The 19,479-nt window shown below is 33.7% G+C and carries 29 protein-coding genes and 3 pseudogenes; 18 read left to right on the top strand and 14 right to left on the bottom strand.

Annotated elements, in window-relative coordinates; translation table 11 throughout:
- Together NI465_RS15340 and NI465_RS15335 are read right to left on the bottom strand one after the other, a co-directional pair.
- The coding region (locus NI465_RS15340) for an IS6 family transposase (protein ID WP_253145885.1) at nucleotides 1-274 on the bottom strand (274 nt) is incomplete at its 3' end.
- Between the two features lie 271 nt (nucleotides 275-545).
- On the bottom strand, nucleotides 546-1,004 hold the full coding sequence (locus NI465_RS15335) for a hypothetical protein (protein ID WP_005804943.1): 459 nt from the start codon (nucleotides 1,002-1,004) through the stop codon (nucleotides 546-548).
- Nucleotides 1,005-1,092: 88 nt separating this feature from the next.
- Between NI465_RS15335 and NI465_RS15330 the strand changes: the two genes are divergently transcribed.
- Nucleotides 1,093-1,497 carry a transposase family protein gene (locus tag NI465_RS15330; protein WP_000669095.1) on the top strand — a complete coding sequence of 135 codons (405 nt, stop codon included), beginning with the start codon at nucleotides 1,093-1,095 and terminating at the stop codon, nucleotides 1,495-1,497.
- A 37-nt stretch (nucleotides 1,498-1,534) separates the two neighbouring features.
- Nucleotides 1,535-1,927 (top strand): annotated as a pseudogene (locus NI465_RS15325) (transposase family protein); the annotation flags it as partial.
- A gap of 28 nt (nucleotides 1,928-1,955) precedes the next feature.
- Here the strand turns inward: NI465_RS15325 and NI465_RS15320 are convergent.
- Both NI465_RS15320 and NI465_RS15315 read right to left on the bottom strand, forming a co-directional pair.
- On the bottom strand, nucleotides 1,956-2,249 hold the full coding sequence (locus NI465_RS15320; RefSeq protein WP_253145886.1) for a hypothetical protein: 294 nt from the start codon (nucleotides 2,247-2,249) through the stop codon (nucleotides 1,956-1,958).
- Between the two features lie 30 nt (nucleotides 2,250-2,279).
- Nucleotides 2,280-2,690, bottom strand: a pseudogene (locus tag NI465_RS15315) (hypothetical protein); the annotation flags it as partial.
- Between the two features lie 159 nt (nucleotides 2,691-2,849).
- Between NI465_RS15315 and NI465_RS15310 the strand changes: the two are divergent.
- The 6 genes from NI465_RS15310 to NI465_RS15285 all read left to right on the top strand — a co-directional run bounded on the left by NI465_RS15310 (nucleotide 2,850) and on the right by NI465_RS15285 (nucleotide 8,410).
- Nucleotides 2,850-3,449, top strand: coding sequence for a HEAT repeat domain-containing protein (locus NI465_RS15310; RefSeq protein ID WP_111886104.1), 600 nt, complete (start codon nucleotides 2,850-2,852; stop codon nucleotides 3,447-3,449).
- Nucleotides 3,450-4,073: 624 nt separating this feature from the next.
- Nucleotides 4,074-4,418 carry a type II toxin-antitoxin system RelE/ParE family toxin gene (locus NI465_RS15305; RefSeq protein ID WP_253145883.1) on the top strand — a complete coding sequence of 115 codons (345 nt, stop codon included), beginning with the start codon at nucleotides 4,074-4,076 and terminating at the stop codon, nucleotides 4,416-4,418.
- Between the two features lie 4 nt (nucleotides 4,419-4,422).
- Nucleotides 4,423-4,725, top strand: coding sequence for a helix-turn-helix domain-containing protein (locus NI465_RS15300; protein WP_005065057.1), 303 nt, complete (start codon nucleotides 4,423-4,425; stop codon nucleotides 4,723-4,725).
- A gap of 123 nt (nucleotides 4,726-4,848) precedes the next feature.
- Nucleotides 4,849-5,892, top strand: a complete 1,044-nt coding sequence (locus NI465_RS15295; RefSeq protein WP_253145882.1) for a DNA-processing protein DprA — start codon at nucleotides 4,849-4,851, stop codon at nucleotides 5,890-5,892.
- A gap of 17 nt (nucleotides 5,893-5,909) precedes the next feature.
- On the top strand, nucleotides 5,910-7,193 hold the full coding sequence (locus tag NI465_RS15290) for a phosphoribosyltransferase (protein ID WP_253145880.1): 1,284 nt from the start codon (nucleotides 5,910-5,912) through the stop codon (nucleotides 7,191-7,193).
- A gap of 758 nt (nucleotides 7,194-7,951) precedes the next feature.
- Nucleotides 7,952-8,410, top strand: a complete 459-nt coding sequence (locus tag NI465_RS15285; protein WP_253145878.1) for a hypothetical protein — start codon at nucleotides 7,952-7,954, stop codon at nucleotides 8,408-8,410.
- A gap of 16 nt (nucleotides 8,411-8,426) precedes the next feature.
- Here NI465_RS15285 and ssb read toward each other — a convergent pair.
- Nucleotides 8,427-8,733 (bottom strand): annotated as a pseudogene (gene ssb, locus NI465_RS15280) (single-stranded DNA-binding protein); the annotation flags it as partial.
- Nucleotides 8,734-9,016: 283 nt separating this feature from the next.
- Here ssb and NI465_RS15275 point away from each other — a divergent pair.
- The 4 genes from NI465_RS15275 (at nucleotide 9,017) to NI465_RS15260 (ending at nucleotide 10,750) form a co-directional block, all read left to right on the top strand.
- Entirely contained in the window at nucleotides 9,017-9,583 is a 567-nt protein-coding gene (locus NI465_RS15275) for a recombinase family protein (protein WP_075175362.1), read from the top strand.
- 219 nt (nucleotides 9,584-9,802) lie between these two features.
- Complete coding sequence (locus NI465_RS15270) at nucleotides 9,803-10,138, top strand: hypothetical protein (protein WP_025466893.1); 336 nt, start codon at nucleotides 9,803-9,805, stop codon at nucleotides 10,136-10,138.
- A gap of 49 nt (nucleotides 10,139-10,187) precedes the next feature.
- Nucleotides 10,188-10,367, top strand: a complete 180-nt coding sequence (locus NI465_RS15265) for a hypothetical protein (protein ID WP_001231652.1) — start codon at nucleotides 10,188-10,190, stop codon at nucleotides 10,365-10,367.
- Nucleotides 10,364-10,750, top strand: a complete 387-nt coding sequence (locus NI465_RS15260) for a type II toxin-antitoxin system death-on-curing family toxin (protein WP_000053135.1) — start codon at nucleotides 10,364-10,366, stop codon at nucleotides 10,748-10,750. Before NI465_RS15265 ends, NI465_RS15260 begins: the two co-directional genes overlap by 4 nt.
- A 1-nt stretch (nucleotide 10,751) precedes the next feature.
- Here NI465_RS15260 and NI465_RS15255 read toward each other — a convergent pair whose 3' ends face one another.
- The 4 genes from NI465_RS15255 to NI465_RS15240 all read right to left on the bottom strand — a co-directional run bounded on the left by NI465_RS15255 (nucleotide 10,752) and on the right by NI465_RS15240 (nucleotide 13,541).
- Nucleotides 10,752-11,303 (bottom strand): macro domain-containing protein, encoded by a 552-nt coding sequence (locus NI465_RS15255; protein ID WP_253145875.1) that lies wholly within the window; start codon nucleotides 11,301-11,303, stop codon nucleotides 10,752-10,754.
- An 8-nt stretch (nucleotides 11,304-11,311) separates the two neighbouring features.
- Nucleotides 11,312-12,010: a hypothetical protein gene (locus NI465_RS15250; RefSeq protein ID WP_006582673.1), complete on the bottom strand. Its 699-nt coding sequence runs from the start codon at nucleotides 12,008-12,010 to the stop codon at nucleotides 11,312-11,314.
- A gap of 283 nt (nucleotides 12,011-12,293) precedes the next feature.
- The gene (locus NI465_RS15245; protein ID WP_004740252.1) at nucleotides 12,294-12,905 is read right to left on the bottom strand and encodes a recombinase family protein; all 612 of its coding nucleotides are present in this window, start codon (nucleotides 12,903-12,905) and stop codon (nucleotides 12,294-12,296) included.
- Between the two features lie 207 nt (nucleotides 12,906-13,112).
- Nucleotides 13,113-13,541: a hypothetical protein gene (locus NI465_RS15240; RefSeq protein ID WP_000877730.1), complete on the bottom strand. Its 429-nt coding sequence runs from the start codon at nucleotides 13,539-13,541 to the stop codon at nucleotides 13,113-13,115.
- Nucleotides 13,542-13,699: 158 nt separating this feature from the next.
- Here NI465_RS15240 and NI465_RS15235 point away from each other — a divergent pair, with 158 nt between their 5' ends.
- Together NI465_RS15235 and NI465_RS15230 are read left to right on the top strand one after the other, a co-directional pair.
- Nucleotides 13,700-13,945: a type II toxin-antitoxin system RelB/DinJ family antitoxin gene (locus tag NI465_RS15235; protein ID WP_253145873.1), complete on the top strand. Its 246-nt coding sequence runs from the start codon at nucleotides 13,700-13,702 to the stop codon at nucleotides 13,943-13,945.
- On the top strand, nucleotides 13,935-14,228 hold the full coding sequence (locus NI465_RS15230) for a type II toxin-antitoxin system RelE family toxin (protein ID WP_000221358.1): 294 nt from the start codon (nucleotides 13,935-13,937) through the stop codon (nucleotides 14,226-14,228). The genes NI465_RS15235 and NI465_RS15230 overlap by 11 nt, the downstream gene beginning before the upstream one ends.
- A 56-nt stretch (nucleotides 14,229-14,284) precedes the next feature.
- Here the strand turns inward: NI465_RS15230 and NI465_RS15225 are convergent, their stop codons facing one another.
- Entirely contained in the window at nucleotides 14,285-14,608 is a 324-nt protein-coding gene (locus tag NI465_RS15225) for a hypothetical protein (RefSeq protein ID WP_253145871.1), read from the bottom strand.
- A gap of 103 nt (nucleotides 14,609-14,711) precedes the next feature.
- On the opposite strand from NI465_RS15225, the gene NI465_RS15220 reads away from it, so the two are divergent.
- The 4 genes from NI465_RS15220 (at nucleotide 14,712) to NI465_RS15205 (ending at nucleotide 16,360) form a co-directional block, all read left to right on the top strand.
- Entirely contained in the window at nucleotides 14,712-15,134 is a 423-nt protein-coding gene (locus tag NI465_RS15220) for a hypothetical protein (protein WP_253145870.1), read from the top strand.
- A complete protein-coding gene (locus NI465_RS15215) occupies nucleotides 15,131-15,457 on the top strand; it encodes a hypothetical protein (RefSeq protein ID WP_005254628.1) in 327 nt (108 codons plus the stop codon). Before NI465_RS15220 ends, NI465_RS15215 begins: the two co-directional genes overlap by 4 nt.
- Before the next feature lie 317 nt (nucleotides 15,458-15,774).
- On the top strand, nucleotides 15,775-16,062 hold the full coding sequence (locus NI465_RS15210) for a BrnT family toxin (RefSeq protein ID WP_034706912.1): 288 nt from the start codon (nucleotides 15,775-15,777) through the stop codon (nucleotides 16,060-16,062).
- Nucleotides 16,049-16,360 (top strand): BrnA antitoxin family protein, encoded by a 312-nt coding sequence (locus tag NI465_RS15205; protein WP_191112978.1) that lies wholly within the window; start codon nucleotides 16,049-16,051, stop codon nucleotides 16,358-16,360. Before NI465_RS15210 ends, NI465_RS15205 begins: the two co-directional genes overlap by 14 nt.
- Nucleotides 16,361-16,411: 51 nt before the next feature.
- Here NI465_RS15205 and NI465_RS15200 read toward each other — a convergent pair whose 3' ends face one another.
- From NI465_RS15200 to NI465_RS15185, 4 genes are all read right to left on the bottom strand, one after another.
- A complete protein-coding gene (locus NI465_RS15200) occupies nucleotides 16,412-17,518 on the bottom strand; it encodes an ImmA/IrrE family metallo-endopeptidase (protein ID WP_191112979.1) in 1,107 nt (368 codons plus the stop codon).
- A 12-nt stretch (nucleotides 17,519-17,530) separates the two neighbouring features.
- Entirely contained in the window at nucleotides 17,531-18,241 is a 711-nt protein-coding gene (locus NI465_RS15195) for a hypothetical protein (RefSeq protein ID WP_178319482.1), read from the bottom strand.
- 518 nt (nucleotides 18,242-18,759) lie between these two features.
- On the bottom strand, nucleotides 18,760-18,951 hold the full coding sequence (locus NI465_RS15190; RefSeq protein WP_004728112.1) for a YqaE/Pmp3 family membrane protein: 192 nt from the start codon (nucleotides 18,949-18,951) through the stop codon (nucleotides 18,760-18,762).
- A gap of 29 nt (nucleotides 18,952-18,980) precedes the next feature.
- Complete coding sequence (locus NI465_RS15185; RefSeq protein WP_004728109.1) at nucleotides 18,981-19,262, bottom strand: DUF8583 domain-containing protein; 282 nt, start codon at nucleotides 19,260-19,262, stop codon at nucleotides 18,981-18,983.
- Nucleotides 19,263-19,479 lie beyond the last annotated feature (217 nt).

Raw genomic sequence — 19,479 nt, 5'->3', positions numbered from 1 at the left:
ACAGGTAAGTCCATCGCCCCTTCACTTTGATATAAGTCTCATCCATATGCCATGAATGTAAATCTGTAGGATTACGCCAATACCAGCGTAAACGTTTTTCTATTTCAGGAGCATAACGTTGAACCCAACGGTAAATAGTCGTGTGATCAACATTCACACCCCGTTCGGCCAGCATTTCCTGCAGTTCACGATAGCTAATGCCATATTTACAATACCAGCGCACAGCCCAAAGAATGATTTCGCCCTGAAAATGCCGACCATGGAAAGGATTCATATGCTGCACCTTTAGCTAAAACAGTCTTCAGCTTACCATTCGTGGTTATTTGCAACAGTGCCGTTCTTATTCATAAAGTAGGCCCCCTCATTTGTTTAGATTAAGCAGTCAAGCTAATCAGAATCGTGGAATATGAGAAATCATAAAAAAGCCCATTCGAGGGTGAATGGGCTTTTGCAATGTTTTACTGTACTGATTTTAAAAGATAAAACAATGGAATTTCGTATAACGTGTATTATGTTAATTTTAGCTTTTCTCTATAATTACTATCTTAAGGCCCACTACCAAATTCTGTAATTAGCCAATCAGATTGAGGAGATTGTTTCACAAGAGTAATAAATAAAATATAGTCACCTACTGGACTACCAGCATCATCTATATGGACGACTTTAACTTTTACCATCACTGAAATAATTTTATAAAATTCTTGATAATACTCAGGTCTACTTTCCGCTGAATCATAATTAATCCTTACTACTTCTAAAATTTTTGAGTCTTTGAAAGAGAGAAACCTTTCAGAACTTTTTAAATCTTCATGTAATCGCGCATCTGGCCAAACATATTTGATTGCTGATTCTAGATCATGTTTAGCAAGTGAATTAAAGAAAAGTATTGTTGTCTGTGTTGCCATCTCTTTATCATGATTTAATTTCTGTTTGTATGAATTAATGATTAGAAGTAGACATAGACCTACAAGTAAAATTCCTAATTTTATAAATATTTTAGACATTAGACTTCCGTCATAAATCAAAAAACGTACAATTTATTTGATCTTAAATTAATCAGCAAAATTATTTAATTCAAGAGATAATCCTTGGATGAAATTCAAAGATATTCAAAAATTATCAAACGTTAAGTTTCGTAGGCTTACCGGTGTTAGTTGGGCTACATTTAACCTCATGTTGGCCGAGCTAAATAAGCATTTACCTCGTCATATTGGTAAAGGACGACCGCATAAATTACCGTTGGAAGATCGTTTGCTCTTATGTATAGAATATTGGAGAGAATATCGAACATTTTTCCATCTTGGTATGAGTTACGGTGTATCTGAAACGAGTGCAATTCGTATCACACGTGTTATTGAAGATACCTTAATCCGTTCTGGAAAATTTAACTTGCCAAAACAACTTCCTAATCGAGATGAAGTGGATTGGGAAGTTGTTGTGATTGATGCAACTGAAATATTAGTTCAACGTCCAAAAAAAACAGAAGAAATGGTATAGCGGTAAAAAAAAGCGACATACCTTTAAATTTCAGCTATCTATGCACTATACAACAGGTGAAATACTGAGTGTATGTGGAAGTCATGGAAGCATGCATGATTTTAAAATATTTAAAAAAAGTATGAGGAAATTAAAATTTAAGCCCTTTTTTATCGTTGATAAGGGGTATTTAGGGATAAAAAAATTGGGTTTTGGATGCCTCATGCCATCTAAAGCAAAGAAAACTGAAAAATTAGATTCTGAATTAAAAAAGTTAAATACAGAGATTGGTCGTAGACGAATTCAAGTAGAGCATGTATTTGGAAGGATGAAATGTTTTAAGATTTTATCTTGTGTATATAGAAATCGTCGTAAAAGATTAAACCTGCGGTTTAATTTACTTGCTGGCATATACAATTTAGATTGGGTGAAAGATAAACAATTAAATTGATTGAAAAATGATTTATGAAGGAAGTCTATTATAATTTCACTTTTATCTTTCGAAAAAACGCATAACAGACTAAAAGACACATAAGCCAAAATAAATAATCAAGAATAAAATATAAAAAAATGAATTGATCTATTCCTATAATAATATTTAAAGGATCTAGCGCTATACTACCGCCTGGAGATATTTCACCATCTACTAAAAACTGTAATGGAAATCCTCCTCCTATAACTTCAACTTTTCCAAGCTTGTCTACAACTATCCGGTCTATCAATGTATATTTCTGATGAAACAAAGACAAATAAGTCAAAACAAAAGCTAATATATTGAAATATATTATTTTTTTCTTTAATAATTCTTTAACTTTAAAATCAGTTAAAAATAACCAATAAGACAAGCCTGGAATTAGAGCCATAAAGATAGTCCAAGTGTCGGTATACATCTTCCACCATTCTTTCGAAACTTTTCCTGTATGGCTCCATCCAAAAAGAACAAAAAATGGCATAGCAATAATTAAAGAGCTAATACAGATAGTTAGCAAATTAAGAATACTATAACGATTTAAAAGAATTGAGACCATAAAGCTAAAAGGTACTGTCAAAATACTATAAGCTAAGTAAACAAGACCATGCCCTGCAAAAACCACAAAAATTGAATATAGACTATATTCACGATTCATTATGATAAATAGCAATGCTGTGAAAAAAAGTAGTGGTAAAGGAGCAAGTAATAGGGCTTTTACTATTTTTTCTTTTGAGTATTTCATTAACTTAATTCTCTTATTTACTCAATAATTATTACACTATATCAACTCTTGGAAAAAGCATTGAATGAGCCTATTTAATTGGTGAATAATATAATTTAAAGTTTCTTTGATGCTTTTTCTATTGATGTAACAACATTCTTATTTAAAAACGTAGGTAATATGAAAAATAATAGTAAGTTGATTTATTTAGTTATTACGGCAATCGTAGTAGCTTTTATTGGATTTTTTATTTTTGCCAAAAAAAGTGATGATGTACATAGTAAAGAGCTGATGGAAACTCAAGAAAAGATCAGTTCCAACCGTAATACTCTTAATGCTAATGACGGTATCACTAACAATGCGCCCAATCTCCCTCATGGAATGCCTCCTAAATGGGTAAAAAGTACGATTGCTATTAATGATAGCCCTACATATTCACGAGAAGATAAAATCCATAAGCTAGTTGATTTGTTGAAACAAAATGAATCGAACCCTGATGCATTAAGTGTAATTCTTGTATCCCTAACGAATTTAGACCCAATTGAAGCAGCAGACGATATTATTCCTTATTTAAAGGATACGAACCCAAAGGTTCAAATTTTGGCTCTGGGTGCTCTTAATAATGCTTCGCTACTCACTCAGAAAGAACATGAGATTAAGGGTTCACTGCCAGAGAATGAAGCTGTTCGTAAACGGATTATTGAAGCCGTTAATGAGCTTAAAGTAGATCCAAATACGTCAGATGAAGTAAAGAAAGTATTAATTGCCACTTTCCCATAGATAAATCCTTCTTTAAAAGGCAAATAACAAATGATTTTATAGAGCATTCTTAATTCACTATTCAGCGGAAAAACATACCCACTTAACATAATGGGCGTTATGCGAAATGCATATTTTAAATACATAAAAATCAAAAACTTATGATATAAAGAATGTGCTCGACGATGTCGAAAAGCCGGCTTGGAAACAAGTCGGCTTTTTTTTAAACTGTTTTGATATATTCCGCCAATAAATTTGATTGTTTTTTAATCAAATTAAAACTTTCTTCAATGTTGTCAGCCTTCCCGGGGCAGAAAATATCCCCAATTTCTGCGGATAAAAAGGGGACGGTTTTTAGGCAATGTTGTACGCATTTGCTTACGTCAATTCCGGCCCTTTGCGGCTATGCGGAATACTGGAATTTTTCTATGATATGAGTCATATAGGAACAGGATGTTCCGGAACAAAAAACAATAATAATAAGTTCAAGCACCAGGAACGTGAGGTAGAACAGCAGCTACCACAGATCGCACAATAAAAAACCCTGACAGGATGTCGGGGTTTTTTATTGCCTAGAATTTCTCATTTGCCAATGCCACAAGTTATCTATAAAATATAGATTATAATCTATATTTTGGTTGTGATATGTGGACAGTCATCACGACAGACGTATTTAATGAATGGCTTGAACAGCAAGATGAATCAACACAAGAGAAAGTCTTAGCTGCTTTGGTTGTTCTGCAACAACAAGGGCCGAGCTTAGGTCGCCCTTTAGTAGATACTGTCTATGACTCTAAATTTACCAACATGAAAGAGCTTCGTGTTCAACATCGCGGTAAACCGCTTAGGGCTTTTTTGGCCTTTGATCCTTTACGACAAGCCATTGTGCTGTGTATTGCAGATAAAGGCGGTAAAAAACGATTTTATAAAGACATGTTAGATATTGCAGATGAGGAATACAAACTTCACCTCTCAACTTTAGGAGAATAATCTCATGGCTAAAACCTTACAGGAATTATTAGCTAACCGCTCTCCAGAGAGCCAAGCGCGTATTCAAAAAATGGCTGATGAATTACTACTAGAAAATCAGCTGTATCTGATTCGTGAAGAACTCGAAATTTCTCAAAAAGAACTTGCTGAGACGCTTGGAATCAAACAGCCATCACTTTCAGCCATCGAAAATCGTGGCAATGACCTTAAAATTTCAACCATGAAAAAGTATGTTGAAGCAATGGGTGGAAAGCTTCGTATTGATGTAGAGCTTCCGACTGGAAAGCATATAGGATTCAATGTCTAACAATATAAAACTATATAATTTGTATTATAATGATTATTAAATATTTATTTAACAATCATAATCTTGAAATCGTATTTCCAATATATTTAATGCGATTACTATCAATTCAGATAAAGGTATTCTATGTTTGAAGAAGACATCCCCATTTCACCTCACTTTATCTTTTTGGGTTTAATTCAATTGGATGGAGTAGGGTTTCAAACAATTTATAACTTTTTCAACGATGAAAAATCACTTTCAGATCTAATGAGAACAGAAAATTTTAATGATTTTTTCCAATTATTAGGACGAAAAATAAATAATGAAAATGAAAATTTTAATAATTTTAATAATTTTATAAACAACATAATTAAGAATGGAGAAGAATACTTAAAAAAATTAAATAACCGTGGTATTGAATTTTTATTATACAGTGATTACAACTTTCCTCTTTTTCCATCCAATATGAAGATGCCAATTTATTGGCTTTTTATTGAGGGGAAATTGGATAATTTACAAGTTAATAATGCTCTAACTCTTATTGGTTCTCGAGAATCTTCAGAAATTGGTTTTTTTCTTGCTCAAACACTGTTGTTTGGCATAAGTAATACTAAAGAGTCAGTGGTAACAATTAGTGGCTTAGCGGCTGGAATAGATCAAATCGTACATGAAACATCATTATTTTTAGGAATTCCAACAATTGCAGTCCTAGGTAATGGTTTAGATGAAAATTATCCATCTAATTCCAAACAATTAAGACAAGATATCGTCAAAGCTGGCGGGACCATTATTACCGAATATTTTCCAAATATGAAGCCAAGTAAAGAATCATTTGTTCATAGAAATAGAATTCAAGCCGCTTTAGCCAGTACTGTAATTCCTCTTCAATGGAAACAAAAAAGTGGAACTGCTCATACAATACGTTTTGCCTATGAAATGAAAAAACAAATTTGTTTTGTTGAAACAAACATATGTAGGAAATTTTTTACTGAGCACGCTTTAGCAAATTCTAGTGCACAGCGTAACTATGGTGGAGATATTTTTATTTTGCCTAATGCTATAAATGAATTAATAGAAAGTTTAGAACTAAATATTAATGAAGAAGTAGTCTTTCATTCAAAGCAAAAACTTGCTCTGAAAGAAGATAATGTTTGTAAACAGCCAAGCCAAATGGGTTTAGATTTTTAATTATAGAGGTATTCTTAATGGCACAGCTGAAAGCAGTTATTTTTTCTCTTAGAAATGTTTTTTTTATTGAAGAAGATCGAAAATTCGATGAAGTACAATTAAAAAGCTTAATTAATTTAATTCTTCATCTCGCTAAAAAAAGTATCAGTGTCATATTACATAGTAATGACCGTTGGTTTATGTCTAGCGACAATAGTAAGACACTTGCAACATATCTCTCAGAGATAACAGGTCAAGAAATAAAATATTATAATAAATTAGATTATCCATTAATGCCTAAAAAGCCTAGAGCTGATGCTATTCCATTTATATTAAGCAATGAAAACTTAAGAGCAAATGAAATTATCTATGTAGGTTGCAATAAAAATGATTGGCAAGCATGTGTTAATGCTAAAATTTTATTTATAAAAGCTAATTGGATTATAAGTGATGCTGAAATACCTTATGGCTTCAGTTTTGATGACATGGCTGCTTTGGCTCGATTTATAGATATTTGTTGCATTCAAGCAAATACAAACAATTTAATTAGTTATAAAGATGAATATATAGAGTTTTATACTCTATCTCCATTTTCTACTTATAAACATGAGTTTCAAGCCTATTCAACATCCGCTAGAAGTACTGCAAAAAAAATAACCCTTTCAGCAGAACCAGACTTCTGGTTAATGTTGCTTATTGCTAAAATTTACTTCTCAGGTCTATATTCTGAAATTAATACCATTATTACCTTTCCAGGACATCAGCCAGGTTTTGGTAATCCTATAATGGATGAAGCATTAAATGTATTTAGTAAGTGTTTCAGATTATCTTATTTACATAATGGCTTATTTAGGCATACCACATCAATCAAATCTCAAACAGCAAGGACACAAGGAAATGGCGGGGTATTAGGTATTTACAACCACTTAAATACTTTGCAATTAAATCAACATCCTGTGAAATTTGGTACTGTTAGACCTCTTAAAGCCAATCCATACAAAGACAAAACAATATTACTGATTGATGATATTGCTACTGCGGGATATTCTTTTGACGCAGCATCTTTACTCTTAAAAAGGGCAGGAGCAAAACGAGTTATTTGTTTTTCTTGGTTAAAAACAATTAATACTTCATTAAATATTTCTACAACACCATTGCCTGTTAATTATCCTATTTATAGTTGCATACCTAATTCAAGTGAATTTTTCCCTTCCCCAACCCCCTTGCAAATACCTTACAATTCAATTATATCTTCCTCTAATTCTGGTCATGAAATGTCTAAATTATTTGATGATTTTTTAACTTGGGATGAGGCAATATAACTTTAAAAATCTGATATATAGAGCTAGATATTTAAAAAATATTAGCTCTATATTTTTATTTTTTATTTAACATGAAATCTCATATACGAATAACAACTGTAAGCCCCAAATAGAAATGTCCGGTTTTTCCAAAGTAAAAATGTCCGCTTTTAGAATACGCATACAACTAGATTAGATAACGGCATCTTTTTCGGTTGCACCTGTTAGTAATTGTTAAGGTTAAAACTTGAAATTAGAACCTATCAAGACCTATAGTCCAGACTTGATAAAACTTGAAATCAGGACGGCCCTGATTACTGCAAAATACTACATCTCAATTACTGCTCGGACTTGTTCAAAACTTGTCATTTGAGCAGCATTATTCTGCTCGTAGAAAAGAGATTAAGTGTTGAGATGCCCTTATTTGTATATATAAGAATAGGACTATCTCAACAGATAATTAGAAATGATTAAGTGTGCAGATGCTCCATTTTGTATATATAAGAATAGGGGTATCTGCACAGATAACGATTCAGATTACTGAGCCAATAAAAAAGCTCCACATATTTATGGAGCTATTCACCTAAAGCAATTGCAGCTGGTCAGATTGGTAGTGCAAATGCTTGGTCAGGCACAGCAAACAATCTTGGCAGTATGGCAGCGGCTTACGGAATATTGAACAAGAAGGGCGTAATCTGATTGCTAGGTGCTTGTAATGTTTTCAACGCAGCTAGAGATTAATATTTGTGCTATAAAATCCTCATTTCGATGGGGTTTTTATGAGCATAATATTTGGGGTTGTTTCAATAATAATTGGGCTGGCTATATTTTATTTTCTTGGTCTCCAATTTTATAAGCTCGGCCAAACAATCAAATGGAAATACCCAATAATTTATAGAATATATGTGATTTTATGGTCGTTAATTCTTGCGGTTATTGTGTTTTTTATTCTCGCCATGATTGATGACAAGGTGGAAAGCAGAAAGCATGAAAAGCGCATGAGTGAGCTATCCGCTATTGTTGAATCAAAACCATATATTGATAAAACAAACAAGCATGCCGTGGTTAGCGAACTTAGGGCAAAAGGGTATACAGATTATGAAATATATACATCCCTGGAAGAATCCCCACAGCTAAAAGAGTCGTTTGAAAAAGCCAAACAAGAGGGTGGATTTAGCGATAGTCAAATAGCAAAAGATGTTTTTGGATTAGATATTTATAAAAAAGCCCCCAACTAAGGAGGCTATTCACCTAAAGCAGTTGCAGCGTTTCAGCTTTGATTTCCGTTATATCGCGCTCTATCCCTTTGCTGTCCTTCCACTTCCTAGTTTTAAGACTTCCCTCTATAAATACCTTTCCGCCTTTCTTGAGGTACTTGCTAGCAATCTCGGCTAATCGGCTGTTAGTGGTATTTTGTGCCATTCTGTGGCTTCTTTACGCTCGCCTGTAGTCATGTCCTTCCAACGCTGAATGTTGTAACGCTGCCACCGTTGGAGAATTGCTTTGTTTCAGGGTCGCGGCCTAGAACACCCATCACTGTCACTCTGTTTAAGTTCGCCATTCTTCACACCTGTGATTCTTATTGTAGAAATTCCAGACCAATAAAAAAGCCTGTATATCGGGGGAGGTACACAGGCCATTGCTTAGAGCATTCATATACAAGTTGAACACTGTAATCATTATAGAAGGTGTAACTTTAGAGTGTACCCTAAAGTAACACTTTAAAAGTTCGTAAAACCATGTACCATTTAAATGATTTTTAATCATAAGTAACATGTAACTTTGATATTAAAGATTTATAATTTACAAAATTGTTCATTTTTATCCAATTGGGGCGAGAAAGAGTGAAAGGCCAAAAAGTAGGTTATGTGCGAGTGAGTTCGGTCGAGCAAAATACTGGGCGTCAACTTGAGGGGATTGAAGTCGACCGGATTTTTGTTGACCGTGCTTCGGGTAAAAATACTGACCGACCGAAATTTCAAGAAATGTTGAACTATGTCCGGGAAGGGGACAGGGTGATAGTACATTCCATGGATCGTTTTGCGCGAAGCTTAAAAGATTTGGTCACTGAAGTAGATAAACTGGTCAAACGAGGGATTTCCATCCAGTTTGTAAAAGAAAATATTACTTTTACAGCCGAATCCACCCCGATGGATAATTTGATGCTTCAAATGATGGGTGCTTTTGCACAGTTCGAACGTGAGATCATTTTAGAGCGGCAAAAGGAAGGAATAAAACTCGCCTCTGCTCAGGGGAAGTACAAAGGTCGGGTGCATAAACTAAAGCCTGACCAAGCTGAAGCTTTACGACAAGCATGGAAGGAGGGGAAGTATCCATCGAAAATGGCATTAGGGAAAGCTTTTGGGATTAGTCGTCAGGCGGTATACCGATATTTACAAGTTAGTGAATAGCTTATTGGGATTAGCAACTAAATTTAGTTTAACTTATAAAAATCATGAAACACTGTTCGAATTTTAAGCGTGGAACATGAATAATCAATAAAAAGCCGCTCTGGTGCCCTATATTCCAGAACGGCTTGCTTTAATATAATGATATTTAAAGAGAAATATCAAGCATTACGTATAACGTGTATTATGTTAATTTTAGGGAAATTAATCAGTTGATGAAAAATGAAAATAGGAATTTTTTGGTTTTTGCAAAAGCAAGTTATCGGCATAGCTCATCCATTCAATTTAAATGATGCAGATTCAATAGGCTTAATTGATAGTCCATATACACATGTCGATTATTGGAAAAATATGCAAAGTGTATACCCAGAACTACGTCATTATGAATATGAACAGATTCCAAGGGGTAGGGTAGTTTTCGACGCAAATAAAGAAAAAGCAATCGTGTATATGGACAAAAAATTATTTAACACAGTAACAGCCACTAAAATTTATGATTTCTTTGATATTGATTCAGAAAATGCTATTCCAAGAAAAGATCCTCACTATCGTACTTAATTGTTTAATTTAGGCTAAAATGAAATTCTCTTTTAATAGGGGTATGAAGATGAGAAAGCGTTTAAAAGACTATAGCCTTGATCAAATTTCAAATCGTGAAAAGGTTTCGGGTCAAGTATTACCAATCCAATTTAGCAATGACGAAGCGACTAAACGTGTTGTGATGCATAGTGCAAAACGAGTCATTAATCAGCATAAAGCTGAAATCCAAGAGCTTGCTTATAAATGAGTTTGATTAGCTCAACATTCGTCATTGCTGTGCATGATGAGATCCTATTACAAACTGGCGTAGGGCGAATAGGCTGTCATATTGAAAAGCTAGAAAGCGTATTAAGCCGTATAGATCAGCAGATGTATTACAGTAATGTAAGCGACATTTTTGAGATCGCAGCATGGTTTGGTATAGCTATCTCAAAAGGTCATGCTTTTGTTGATGGTAATAAAAGAACTGGTTTAGCTGTAATGCTGACTTATCTCGAAATTCAAGGTGTTACCATTCAGGAACAAACAGGTTTAGATGATTTGATGGTCGATATTGTTGAATCACAAGAAGAACATGAATTATTAGCCAAAATTGTGGCTGAATTCTTATACGAGCTTTCGATAATTTAAACTAAGAAATCAGAATCTGAATATTTGGATCATCGATATTCGATAAAAGATTCTTATAAATTAAATAATTTTCATCCTCTCGGCAGATAAAAAATACTTCTGCAACATGATCATATTGAGGCAACATAGAGAGTATAGTGCCAATCGCAATTTCAGCAGCCTTTTGAGGTGGAAAACCATAAACACCTGTACTAATACATGGAAAAGAAACAGTGAGTGCATGAATTTCATTAGCTTTGAATAGTGCATTACTATAAGCATCACAAAGCAATTGTGGCTCATTGTGTTCGCCATCTAACCATCGTGGTCCAACCGCATGAATAAGGTATTTAGCAGGCAGATTACCTGCTGTTGTTACTTCTGCTTGACCTGTAGGGCATCCACCTTTTTCTTGATTTAGACGAACACATTCTTCTTTCATCAATGGTCCAGCTTTTTTATGAATTACATAATCAAGTCCCCCACCACCAAGCAAAGATTTATTTGCTGAGTTAACGATGGCATGTACAGCAAAAGCTGTTATATCTGCTTGGATGAGATAGACTTTTTTCATAATTAGTTTTATAGAATACCCTTTTGTTTCTTATATTCAGTAATGATTGTTCCTAATTCTGGTTCAAATAATTTGATATATTCATCAGATAGACCTCTACTACTAGATGGATGTGGTAAGCACACAACTTGGCATTGTTCAAAATTATCAAAGTAAACTTTAAATCGAGTACCATCAAAATCTGTTTTTTGTACCATTTTTAAGGGTTCTATTTCTGGACCAACAATAGCAGTAAACCTATCCCAAACATCTATATTTCTCAGAAAATTAATAAGCTTACTACCCATAAATAAAATTACTTTGGGTCTCAAAACTTCAATATGATGAATAAAATTATCAACTGCTTCTTTTTCTAAGAAACGATTATAGCTTTCTATATCTGCATTACTCGTATAGGCCCAATTAGTTTGAATAATACATTTATCAAAGTCTGAACCTAAATTTTCATCGTTTAATGGGTGTCCCCAAAAATTAAACCATTTTTTGATATTTTTATCATAAGGCCAAGTATTGGAAGAAGGACCATACCTTAGGGATTTATTACTAAATGTACATTCAATGCTCATATCTACTGTGGGACGGCTATCGCTTTCATCCAGTTTTTGATCTTCTTTTGACCATCCCCATTCATAGCCACAAATCATTAATCCGTTTTTATCATTAAAGCCTTCGAAAATTGAATTTGCTAAATTTAGATTTCTTTCCATTATTCTTTTCTCAGATGAACTCAAACCTTAAGTTAACACATATATTCAATATAAATCAATTACTTACTTAAAAATAGGTGCTATTGTAATTACATTAACGGTTTTTAGGAGACTCTAGGTATCATCACATTTGTAACAAAAAATATAATTTATATAAATCATATACATAAATATTTTATTTTAGATATGAAAATTAATATTTAACATAAAATTTCTTATACGAAATTTAGTTGTAAGCCCAAAATAGAAATGTCCGGTTTCTCCAAAGTAAAAATGTCCGCTTTTAGATAACTTTAGCAACTCGATAGACAGTTGCAACTCCACAATTCACTGCTTTGGCAATTTCTTCCTTAGTCATATTGCCAGCTGCTAGCAATTCTTTTATTCGTTTGTGCTTAGCCTCATTGGCTTTCTTACCTGTTGGCTTGTAACCCGAACGTGCCAGGCCCTGCTTAATACGTTCTATACGTTTCTCATTGTCTAGGCGAGCCATTGTTGCCAGGAGATCAATCAACATATTGTTGATGAGTTCCAGGATTGAATGAGTAATGCTGTCACTGGTTTGAATCATTTGGTAGGTAGTAGGAAGATCCGCTACGACTAAACGAAGTCCCTTCTCCTGGATCCTGCGCTTCAGCTCTTGAAAATCTCGTTGGGTTAGGCGTGATAAGCGGTCAATACTTTCAACTAACAAGGTGTCACCTTGATTTGCTTCTGACAGCAGCTTATTCAATTCAGGTCGGTCTAACTTCGTACCACTATAGTTTTCCACGTACACAATGGTTTCACCCAAATTCAAGTTTTGGTTTAGATCCTGAAGAATCTGCAAAGCCCTTTCTGCATCTTGATCTTTAGTTGAAGCTCGTAGATAAATACGTGTATTCATTTCTATCATTTAATCTTAATTCTATTAGATTAATGATAACAATATCATTTAGTTATTGCATTAAGTCTAATGATAGATATTGTATGCGATTTGGCTCGCTATCATTCAGCTATACTCTTTTGATAAAAAAAGCATGACTAAAAGCCATGCCTTGGGAATTCGTATAACGCGTATTATGTTAATTTTAGGGAAATTTAAGAATCTCTATGCAATGGTTTATTCAATATTCTTTGATTTCTTATCTTTTAGGTTAATCAGAAATAGCCAATAACATAAGCCAGGAAATAGAGCCATAAAGATAGTCCATGTATCTGTATACATCTTCCACCACTCTTTCGAAATTTCTCCTGTGTGACTCCATCCAAAAAGAATAAAAAATGGAGTAGCAATAATTATAGAGGCAATACAGATAGTTAATAAATTAAGACTGTTATAACGATTTAAAAGAATTGAGAATATGAAGCTGAAAGGTACAGTCAAAATACAATAAGCCAAGTAGACAAGACCGTGCCCTACAAGAACCACTAAAATCGAGTATAGGCTGTATTCCTGATTCATTACGATAAACAGGACTGCTGTGAAAAAAAGTAGTGGTAAAGGAGAAAGTAAGAGAGCTTTTACTATTTTTTCATTTGAGTATTTCACTAATTTAATTCTCTTATCTACTCAATAAACAATAATACTATAACGATTTTATTGGAGGTTTTTTGATTCTATTTAACATAATGGCTGTTATGCAAAGTCGACTTGTAATGCAATTTGCATTACACTGTTCCTAGTACATTAAATACTTGGGAAATATGATGGCTACTGTTAACTTCAGGATCGATGAAGCCCTTAAAGAAAAATCTTATTCAATCCTTAAAGAGCAAGGTATTGCACCTACGGATTTCTTCACTAGTATTCTTGAGTATGTTGCTACGACTGGGAAACTGCCTGTTAAAAAAGCTTTGCTTTCGGAAGAAGATGAAGAATTATTAGCTCTTGTCCGTAAGCGCATTAATGATTCTAAAGAGATGTTTGAGGAAGTCACATTAGATGACTTATAAGCTTTTACGTCACAAGGACTTTACAGCAGAATGGGAAAAACTCCCTGTTGCTATACGAGATCAATTTAAAAAGAAACTAGCCAAAGTCATAGAGCAGCCACATATTCCAAAGAATATGCTTAGAGGCGATCTTGCAGGTTGCTATAAAATCAAATTATTAAAAGCTGGTGTCCGACTTGTCTATCAAGTTAAAGATGATCAGGTAGTTATCCTGCTCATTACCGTCGGAAAACGAGCTGATAGCATAGTTTATGACGAAGCGAAAAAGCGAATTAAAGACTAAAAATGGGAGCTTATAGCTCCCATTTTTGCCTTCGTATGAGGTGTATTATGTTAATTTTAGAAAATCTGTTTTAGTTTGTACCTTTTCAAAATTATGTAAAAAGCAGATAAAACACTTATCCAGAACAAATAATCAAAAATAAAATATAAGAAGATAAATTGATCTATTCCTATAATAATATTTAAAGGATCTAGCGCTATACTCCCACCTGGAGATATTTCACCATCTACTAAAAACTGTAAGGGAAATCCTCCTCCAATGACTTTAACTTTTTCAAGCTTGTCTACAACTATACGATCCACTAATGTATATTTCTGATAAAACAAAGATAAATAAGTAAAAATAAAAGATAAGCAATTGAAGTATAAAAAATTTTTCATAATTTTCTCTCATATGTCTACTAATTTTAACAATTTTTAATCAGAGCTTTTTGGAATAATTTGCTTTAATTTCTCTATTATTTTCTAAAAAAATTCCTTTAATATGAAAAGATTAGAATTTATTTTATTAATTTTCCTTGCAGCCTGTAGTCCAGTTACAGAAAAAATAGAATCAAATATAGTTGTTCCACGTATTCACTATACAGGGGGAGCAGATAATGCAAGTTATAGTGAGGCTAAGCTTATTAAGGAAGGTAAATGCTTATATCTAGAACATGCTGATGGCTCTAAAGTTATGCCAATTTTTGCTACGAAAACTATAGATTGGAATACAGAAACTAAGAGCTTAAAAGTAGATTCAGACACTTATTTTTTAGGTGATAAAGTAGCATATGGAGGGGGCGGCTCCTATCCTCTAGAAAAAAATAATTATTCTTGGATAACTGAAGTAGATCATGGCTGTGATACCTCACAAGTTATAGTTATTAATAAACTCATAAGACCAATTGAAGAACTACCAAAATGAAGAATAGCCTATTTTACTGTCTTACATTAGTTCTACTTATAGGATGCCAGCCATTTGAAAAAAATGGATATATTTTTATTAAAAATCAGACTGATTATCCAATTACAGACCTTAAAGTAACTTATATTAGTGCTCAAAAAACTTATAGCTTAGGTACTCTTTATCCTTATTCAGAATATAAATACGCCATCAATTACGAGCAGCACAATGAGGATTCAATAATCTTTTCATATTTAGATAAAAATCATAAAGAGATTAATCAAGAAGTAGCTACGTATGCAGCCAAATATGATAGGAAAAGTTATGAAATAGTTATTCAATAGAATATAAATTACAATTACTAATTGAACAAAAATACTTCAATTTGAAATTTCAAAAACTTGATTTTTCCACTAAAAAACTATCCACTTAACATAATAGAGCTTATACGAAATGCATATTTTAAATACATAAAAATCAGATACTTGTGTTATAGTGATAGTGCTCGACGATGTCGAAAAGCTGACTTGGAAACAAGTCAGCTTTTTTATGAGCAGTTTTGATAGTTCTTGCCAATAAATCTGACTAAAAATTACGCTTCTCAACTTGATAGATACAATTTTATGATACATTATTGTATATACAAATTTGAATGTTTTTTATGGAACAGTATTTCGAATGGGATGAGGCAAAGAATCGAAAGAATCAGAAAAAGCATGATATCTCTTTCGAGACTGCAAGCCTTGTCTTTGATGATCCATTAAGGATCTCAATCCAGGATAGACATACCGATGGTGAGGAACGTTGGCAAACCATTGGAAGAGTAAAAGGCGTACTAATGGTATTAGTAGCTCACACCATCTTTGATGAAGATGACTGTGAAATCATACGAATTATTAGTGCAAGACAGGTCACTAAAGCGGAGCGAGATAAATATGAGCATGGTTAGATACTCACGCAAAGAACTGAATGAAAAATTCAGCGACAAGCAAGATGCTGAAATTGAACGCTTGCTTGCTAAGGGAACGGTTCCTGACGATCAGCTAGATCTCTCAGATATTCCTGAAGTTACCGACTGGAGTAATGCTGTACGCCACAATCAGTTCTATCGTCCAGTAAAGCAACAAACATCTATTCGTTTAGACGCTGACGTACTTGCATGGTTCAAAGCACAAGGTAAAGGTTATCAGACACGTATGAATGAAATCTTGCGGGATGCCATGCTAAAAGAATTAAAAAATCATTAATAAAAATGGGAGCTTAAGCTCCCATTTTTATTAAGTTAATATCAATTTAAATTAATCGACTAGATATAACTTGTGTTTTTTCTTTGGTAGCTCAACTTTTTCTAAAGCATCAAATGTTAATTGATTAAAATCTGTTTCAGAAATTCCAATCTCATCAAGCATTTGATTCTTATCGAATTTTTCTTGTGAAGCTAAAACAGACATAATTTTGGGTAACATGAGACTCTCATCACGGTGAGTTTCTTCAGGTTCATTAATGTTGTAACCCAATGAGTTAATCTTAATAGAATTACTACGATTAACCCAGTCACTAATTAGCCCAAGCTTATGAGCTTTGTAGTTAATGGATTTTAGAGACGTTCGCCACACCTTCTTATACTCGATCATATTTTCGAGTGAAAGATAGCGTGGCACAGTCGCAAAAAATGCATCTGTTGGCATTAAAAATTCAGAAGAGAATTGATCAGCTTCAGTTTCAAGAGCACGGTTATCTTTCTTGACACGAATTTTCTTATTATGCGTGTGCATAACAACATGGCCAAGCTCATGGGCACAATCAAAACGAGCTCTTTCTGCTGACTTAAATGTATTTAGAAATATGAAAGGACTACCACTTTCATCATCAAAAAAAGATAGCGCATCAATTTCTTCGATTTCTGTGGGCAATCTAAAAACACGTATTCCTTTTAGCTCACACAATGAAACTATATTATTAATGGGCTGACTACCTAAAGCCCATAAGCCCCTTAGCTCTGATGCTAGATGTTCAGCGTATTTAGGCTCTCCCAAAAATTCAGTGATATCTAAATCTGGGCGCTGAAACTTAGGCAACATTACCTTTTGATTCAAGTATTTATTAATACTAATTGCTAAAAGTGTGTACGCCTCATTAGCTTTTCTATGTTGTGCCTTGATACGGGCAACAGATCTATAAAAGATCTGGTCTGTTTCATGTGGTTGTATTTCATTACTTGTAAAAAATGACTTAGGTAAATTTAATACGCGACATATATCATTTTGATCATTTTCACTGATTTCTTTTTCCACATCCAAAAGTTGCTTTACCTTAGAGATAGAACAACTTAATTTGTCTGCGAAATCGGTATTGCTAAGGCCGCGTAACTCTTTAGCAATACGTAAACGATCTTTATTAAACACATTAACCTCAGATTAAATTACAAGCTGAATATCAAAATCATCAGGTTTAATTTCATCAGATGGTTCTAATACTGGCTTAGGATCAGCTTTCACAGGAAGTGTATTATCTATTTCGAAGGCGATTCTGCAAGTATGGTTACTAGGCAAAATAGAGATTTTTTGAGCTTTTGGATCCTGAACAAAACTGGTTGGATATGCAAACTCAAAAGGAATTGTCGGGATATCAGTACTGATATAGGCTGGATGAGATGCGGAAGGAAAATATAAGATCCATGTCCGTAATTTTGTCTCATCATCATAACTAGACTGGTTTTCCTTAATATTTTTTAAGGTCATAAACCCTTTCTTACAATGTGCTGATACAATTTGGTCAGCAATTCCTAAGGCAATGTTGCCACTCATAAAAATAATTTGTATTTTCTTCGCTGTATTTTCAATTCTTGGCTGACTGTCATTATGAAATACCCAATCAGGATCAGATTGTCGAAGCAGCAAAGCAAGTTGCTCTCCAATTTTTCCCCACCGTGCGATAAAGCGAGCGCGGTTATAGTAAGTATTTGTCCTAAATTCAGCATCACCAATCATGATGGCTTGTCTTACTAACTCAAGATCCGGTAATCCTAATAGTTTTGCTTTTGTGATCGCATCTTCGCCTTTGAAAAAGTCGCAGGGCGTGGGTTCAGAGGGTTGCATTGAGTCTTCATCAAGAAGATTTAAATTCATGAGATATATGTCCTAAAATAGCGAATGTCCATTTTATAACATCATTTGATGTTTTAAAAAAGACATTTAAAATATATTTTCTTATTAAAATTAAAAACTTTTAATCGAAACTCTAATTAGGAATATTTTCTAATTTTAGGTAACAAGCTACTAAGATCCAAGTTTTCGAAAATCAAAACTGTGTTTGATAAAATTTCTATAAATCTATTTATTTAACATAAAATCTCTTATGCGAAGTCAAAAAAGTAACCCCATACCCTTATTGGATAGGAGCTTTGTGGCAAAAAATAGAGTGAATTCGATAAAAAATGAAATCCTCTAATTCTTGTTTTAATTATTTTTTTAACTAAGAATTAGAGGATTAATTTCTTTACCTCTGGAGTTTTATAATTATTGTTATAAGATTTATTAAATCACTTATTGCTCAAATAATCTTCACAATCTGATCATTCGCTCATGGATAAGTGTGATGTAAATCACAAAATCAATCAGATCTAAAAATCACACAATTACACTATTTATGATGAGCGAATTGTTCTTTTAATTTTCTGATCAGTCTTGTATTGCGACAAAGCATAGACCGCCCAGATGGCAGCCGGGATCCAACCTAAAACTGTAATCTGAAGTAGCAAACAAATGATGCCTGCAAATGGTCGCCCTATGGTGAAAAACAGCAGCCAGGGAAAAATTAAAGCAATTAGCAATCTCATTTCAAATTCCTATGTATCTTTTCAAAAAATTAATAATTAAATGCGGGCAGATCAAACAGCTTACGATCTCTTTCATCCATTAAATATTTATCCATCTGAGCAATCAGTTTTGCTCTGGCTTGTTCATCTTCTTCGGTAATTTTCAACATGCAGGATCCGATTAAAATCTTGCGTCTGGTATCATCCTTTCGAGCCTGTTCTTTCTCTTTGGCACGTTCTCTTGCCAGTGCTGCCTGTCTTTGAGCCTTTAACTGCTTTAGCTTTTCTTCCTGTGCCTTGATTTTACTGTCTAGTGTTTCAGTAACGCTCATAATCCAATACCATCATCCTAGGAAACCATCCCTAACATAAGCGCACTTGAATATGCATTCAAGGTGCTATATGTATAGTAATGTTTTCCTCGAAGAGCGCACTTATGCAAACTACGTTTGCAAGTACGATTGGGGACTCCCCAATACCCCGACAACCGTATCCACGGTTGTATTTCACTACGTGAAAATTTAAAAGCGAAAAATAGGCATGGCGATT

This window comes from Acinetobacter lwoffii (genome assembly GCF_024129855.1).
GTDB classification, from domain to species: domain Bacteria; phylum Pseudomonadota; class Gammaproteobacteria; order Pseudomonadales; family Moraxellaceae; genus Acinetobacter; species Acinetobacter lwoffii_L.
The sequence above is the reverse complement of the archived record's forward strand: the minus strand, read 5'-3'. Positions and strand labels throughout refer to the sequence as shown.

Bases quoted from the DNA above. Each gene is read 5' to 3' on its own strand.
- NI465_RS15335 (WP_005804943.1), bottom strand. From the start codon at position 1,004: ATGTCTAAAATATTTATAAAATTAGGAATTTTACTTGTAGGTCTATGT.
- NI465_RS15330 (WP_000669095.1), top strand. From the start codon at position 1,093: ATGAAATTCAAAGATATTCAAAAATTATCAAACGTTAAGTTTCGTAGG.
- NI465_RS15310 (WP_111886104.1), top strand. From the start codon at position 2,850: ATGAAAAATAATAGTAAGTTGATTTATTTAGTTATTACGGCAATCGTA.
- NI465_RS15305 (WP_253145883.1), top strand. From the start codon at position 4,074: ATGTGGACAGTCATCACGACAGACGTATTTAATGAATGGCTTGAACAG.
- NI465_RS15300 (WP_005065057.1), top strand. From the start codon at position 4,423: ATGGCTAAAACCTTACAGGAATTATTAGCTAACCGCTCTCCAGAGAGC.
- NI465_RS15295 (WP_253145882.1), top strand. From the start codon at position 4,849: ATGTTTGAAGAAGACATCCCCATTTCACCTCACTTTATCTTTTTGGGT.
- NI465_RS15290 (WP_253145880.1), top strand. From the start codon at position 5,910: ATGGCACAGCTGAAAGCAGTTATTTTTTCTCTTAGAAATGTTTTTTTT.
- NI465_RS15285 (WP_253145878.1), top strand. From the start codon at position 7,952: ATGAGCATAATATTTGGGGTTGTTTCAATAATAATTGGGCTGGCTATA.
- NI465_RS15270 (WP_025466893.1), top strand. From the start codon at position 9,803: ATGAAAATAGGAATTTTTTGGTTTTTGCAAAAGCAAGTTATCGGCATA.
- NI465_RS15265 (WP_001231652.1), top strand. From the start codon at position 10,188: ATGAGAAAGCGTTTAAAAGACTATAGCCTTGATCAAATTTCAAATCGT.
- NI465_RS15260 (WP_000053135.1), top strand. From the start codon at position 10,364: ATGAGTTTGATTAGCTCAACATTCGTCATTGCTGTGCATGATGAGATC.
- NI465_RS15255 (WP_253145875.1), bottom strand. From the start codon at position 11,303: ATGAAAAAAGTCTATCTCATCCAAGCAGATATAACAGCTTTTGCTGTA.
- NI465_RS15250 (WP_006582673.1), bottom strand. From the start codon at position 12,010: ATGGAAAGAAATCTAAATTTAGCAAATTCAATTTTCGAAGGCTTTAAT.
- NI465_RS15245 (WP_004740252.1), bottom strand. From the start codon at position 12,905: ATGATAGAAATGAATACACGTATTTATCTACGAGCTTCAACTAAAGAT.
- NI465_RS15235 (WP_253145873.1), top strand. From the start codon at position 13,700: ATGGCTACTGTTAACTTCAGGATCGATGAAGCCCTTAAAGAAAAATCT.
- NI465_RS15230 (WP_000221358.1), top strand. From the start codon at position 13,935: ATGACTTATAAGCTTTTACGTCACAAGGACTTTACAGCAGAATGGGAA.
- NI465_RS15225 (WP_253145871.1), bottom strand. From the start codon at position 14,608: ATGAAAAATTTTTTATACTTCAATTGCTTATCTTTTATTTTTACTTAT.
- NI465_RS15220 (WP_253145870.1), top strand. From the start codon at position 14,712: ATGAAAAGATTAGAATTTATTTTATTAATTTTCCTTGCAGCCTGTAGT.
- NI465_RS15215 (WP_005254628.1), top strand. From the start codon at position 15,131: ATGAAGAATAGCCTATTTTACTGTCTTACATTAGTTCTACTTATAGGA.
- NI465_RS15210 (WP_034706912.1), top strand. From the start codon at position 15,775: ATGGAACAGTATTTCGAATGGGATGAGGCAAAGAATCGAAAGAATCAG.
- NI465_RS15205 (WP_191112978.1), top strand. From the start codon at position 16,049: ATGAGCATGGTTAGATACTCACGCAAAGAACTGAATGAAAAATTCAGC.
- NI465_RS15195 (WP_178319482.1), bottom strand. From the start codon at position 18,241: ATGAATTTAAATCTTCTTGATGAAGACTCAATGCAACCCTCTGAACCC.
- NI465_RS15190 (WP_004728112.1), bottom strand. From the start codon at position 18,951: ATGAGATTGCTAATTGCTTTAATTTTTCCCTGGCTGCTGTTTTTCACC.
- NI465_RS15185 (WP_004728109.1), bottom strand. From the start codon at position 19,262: ATGAGCGTTACTGAAACACTAGACAGTAAAATCAAGGCACAGGAAGAA.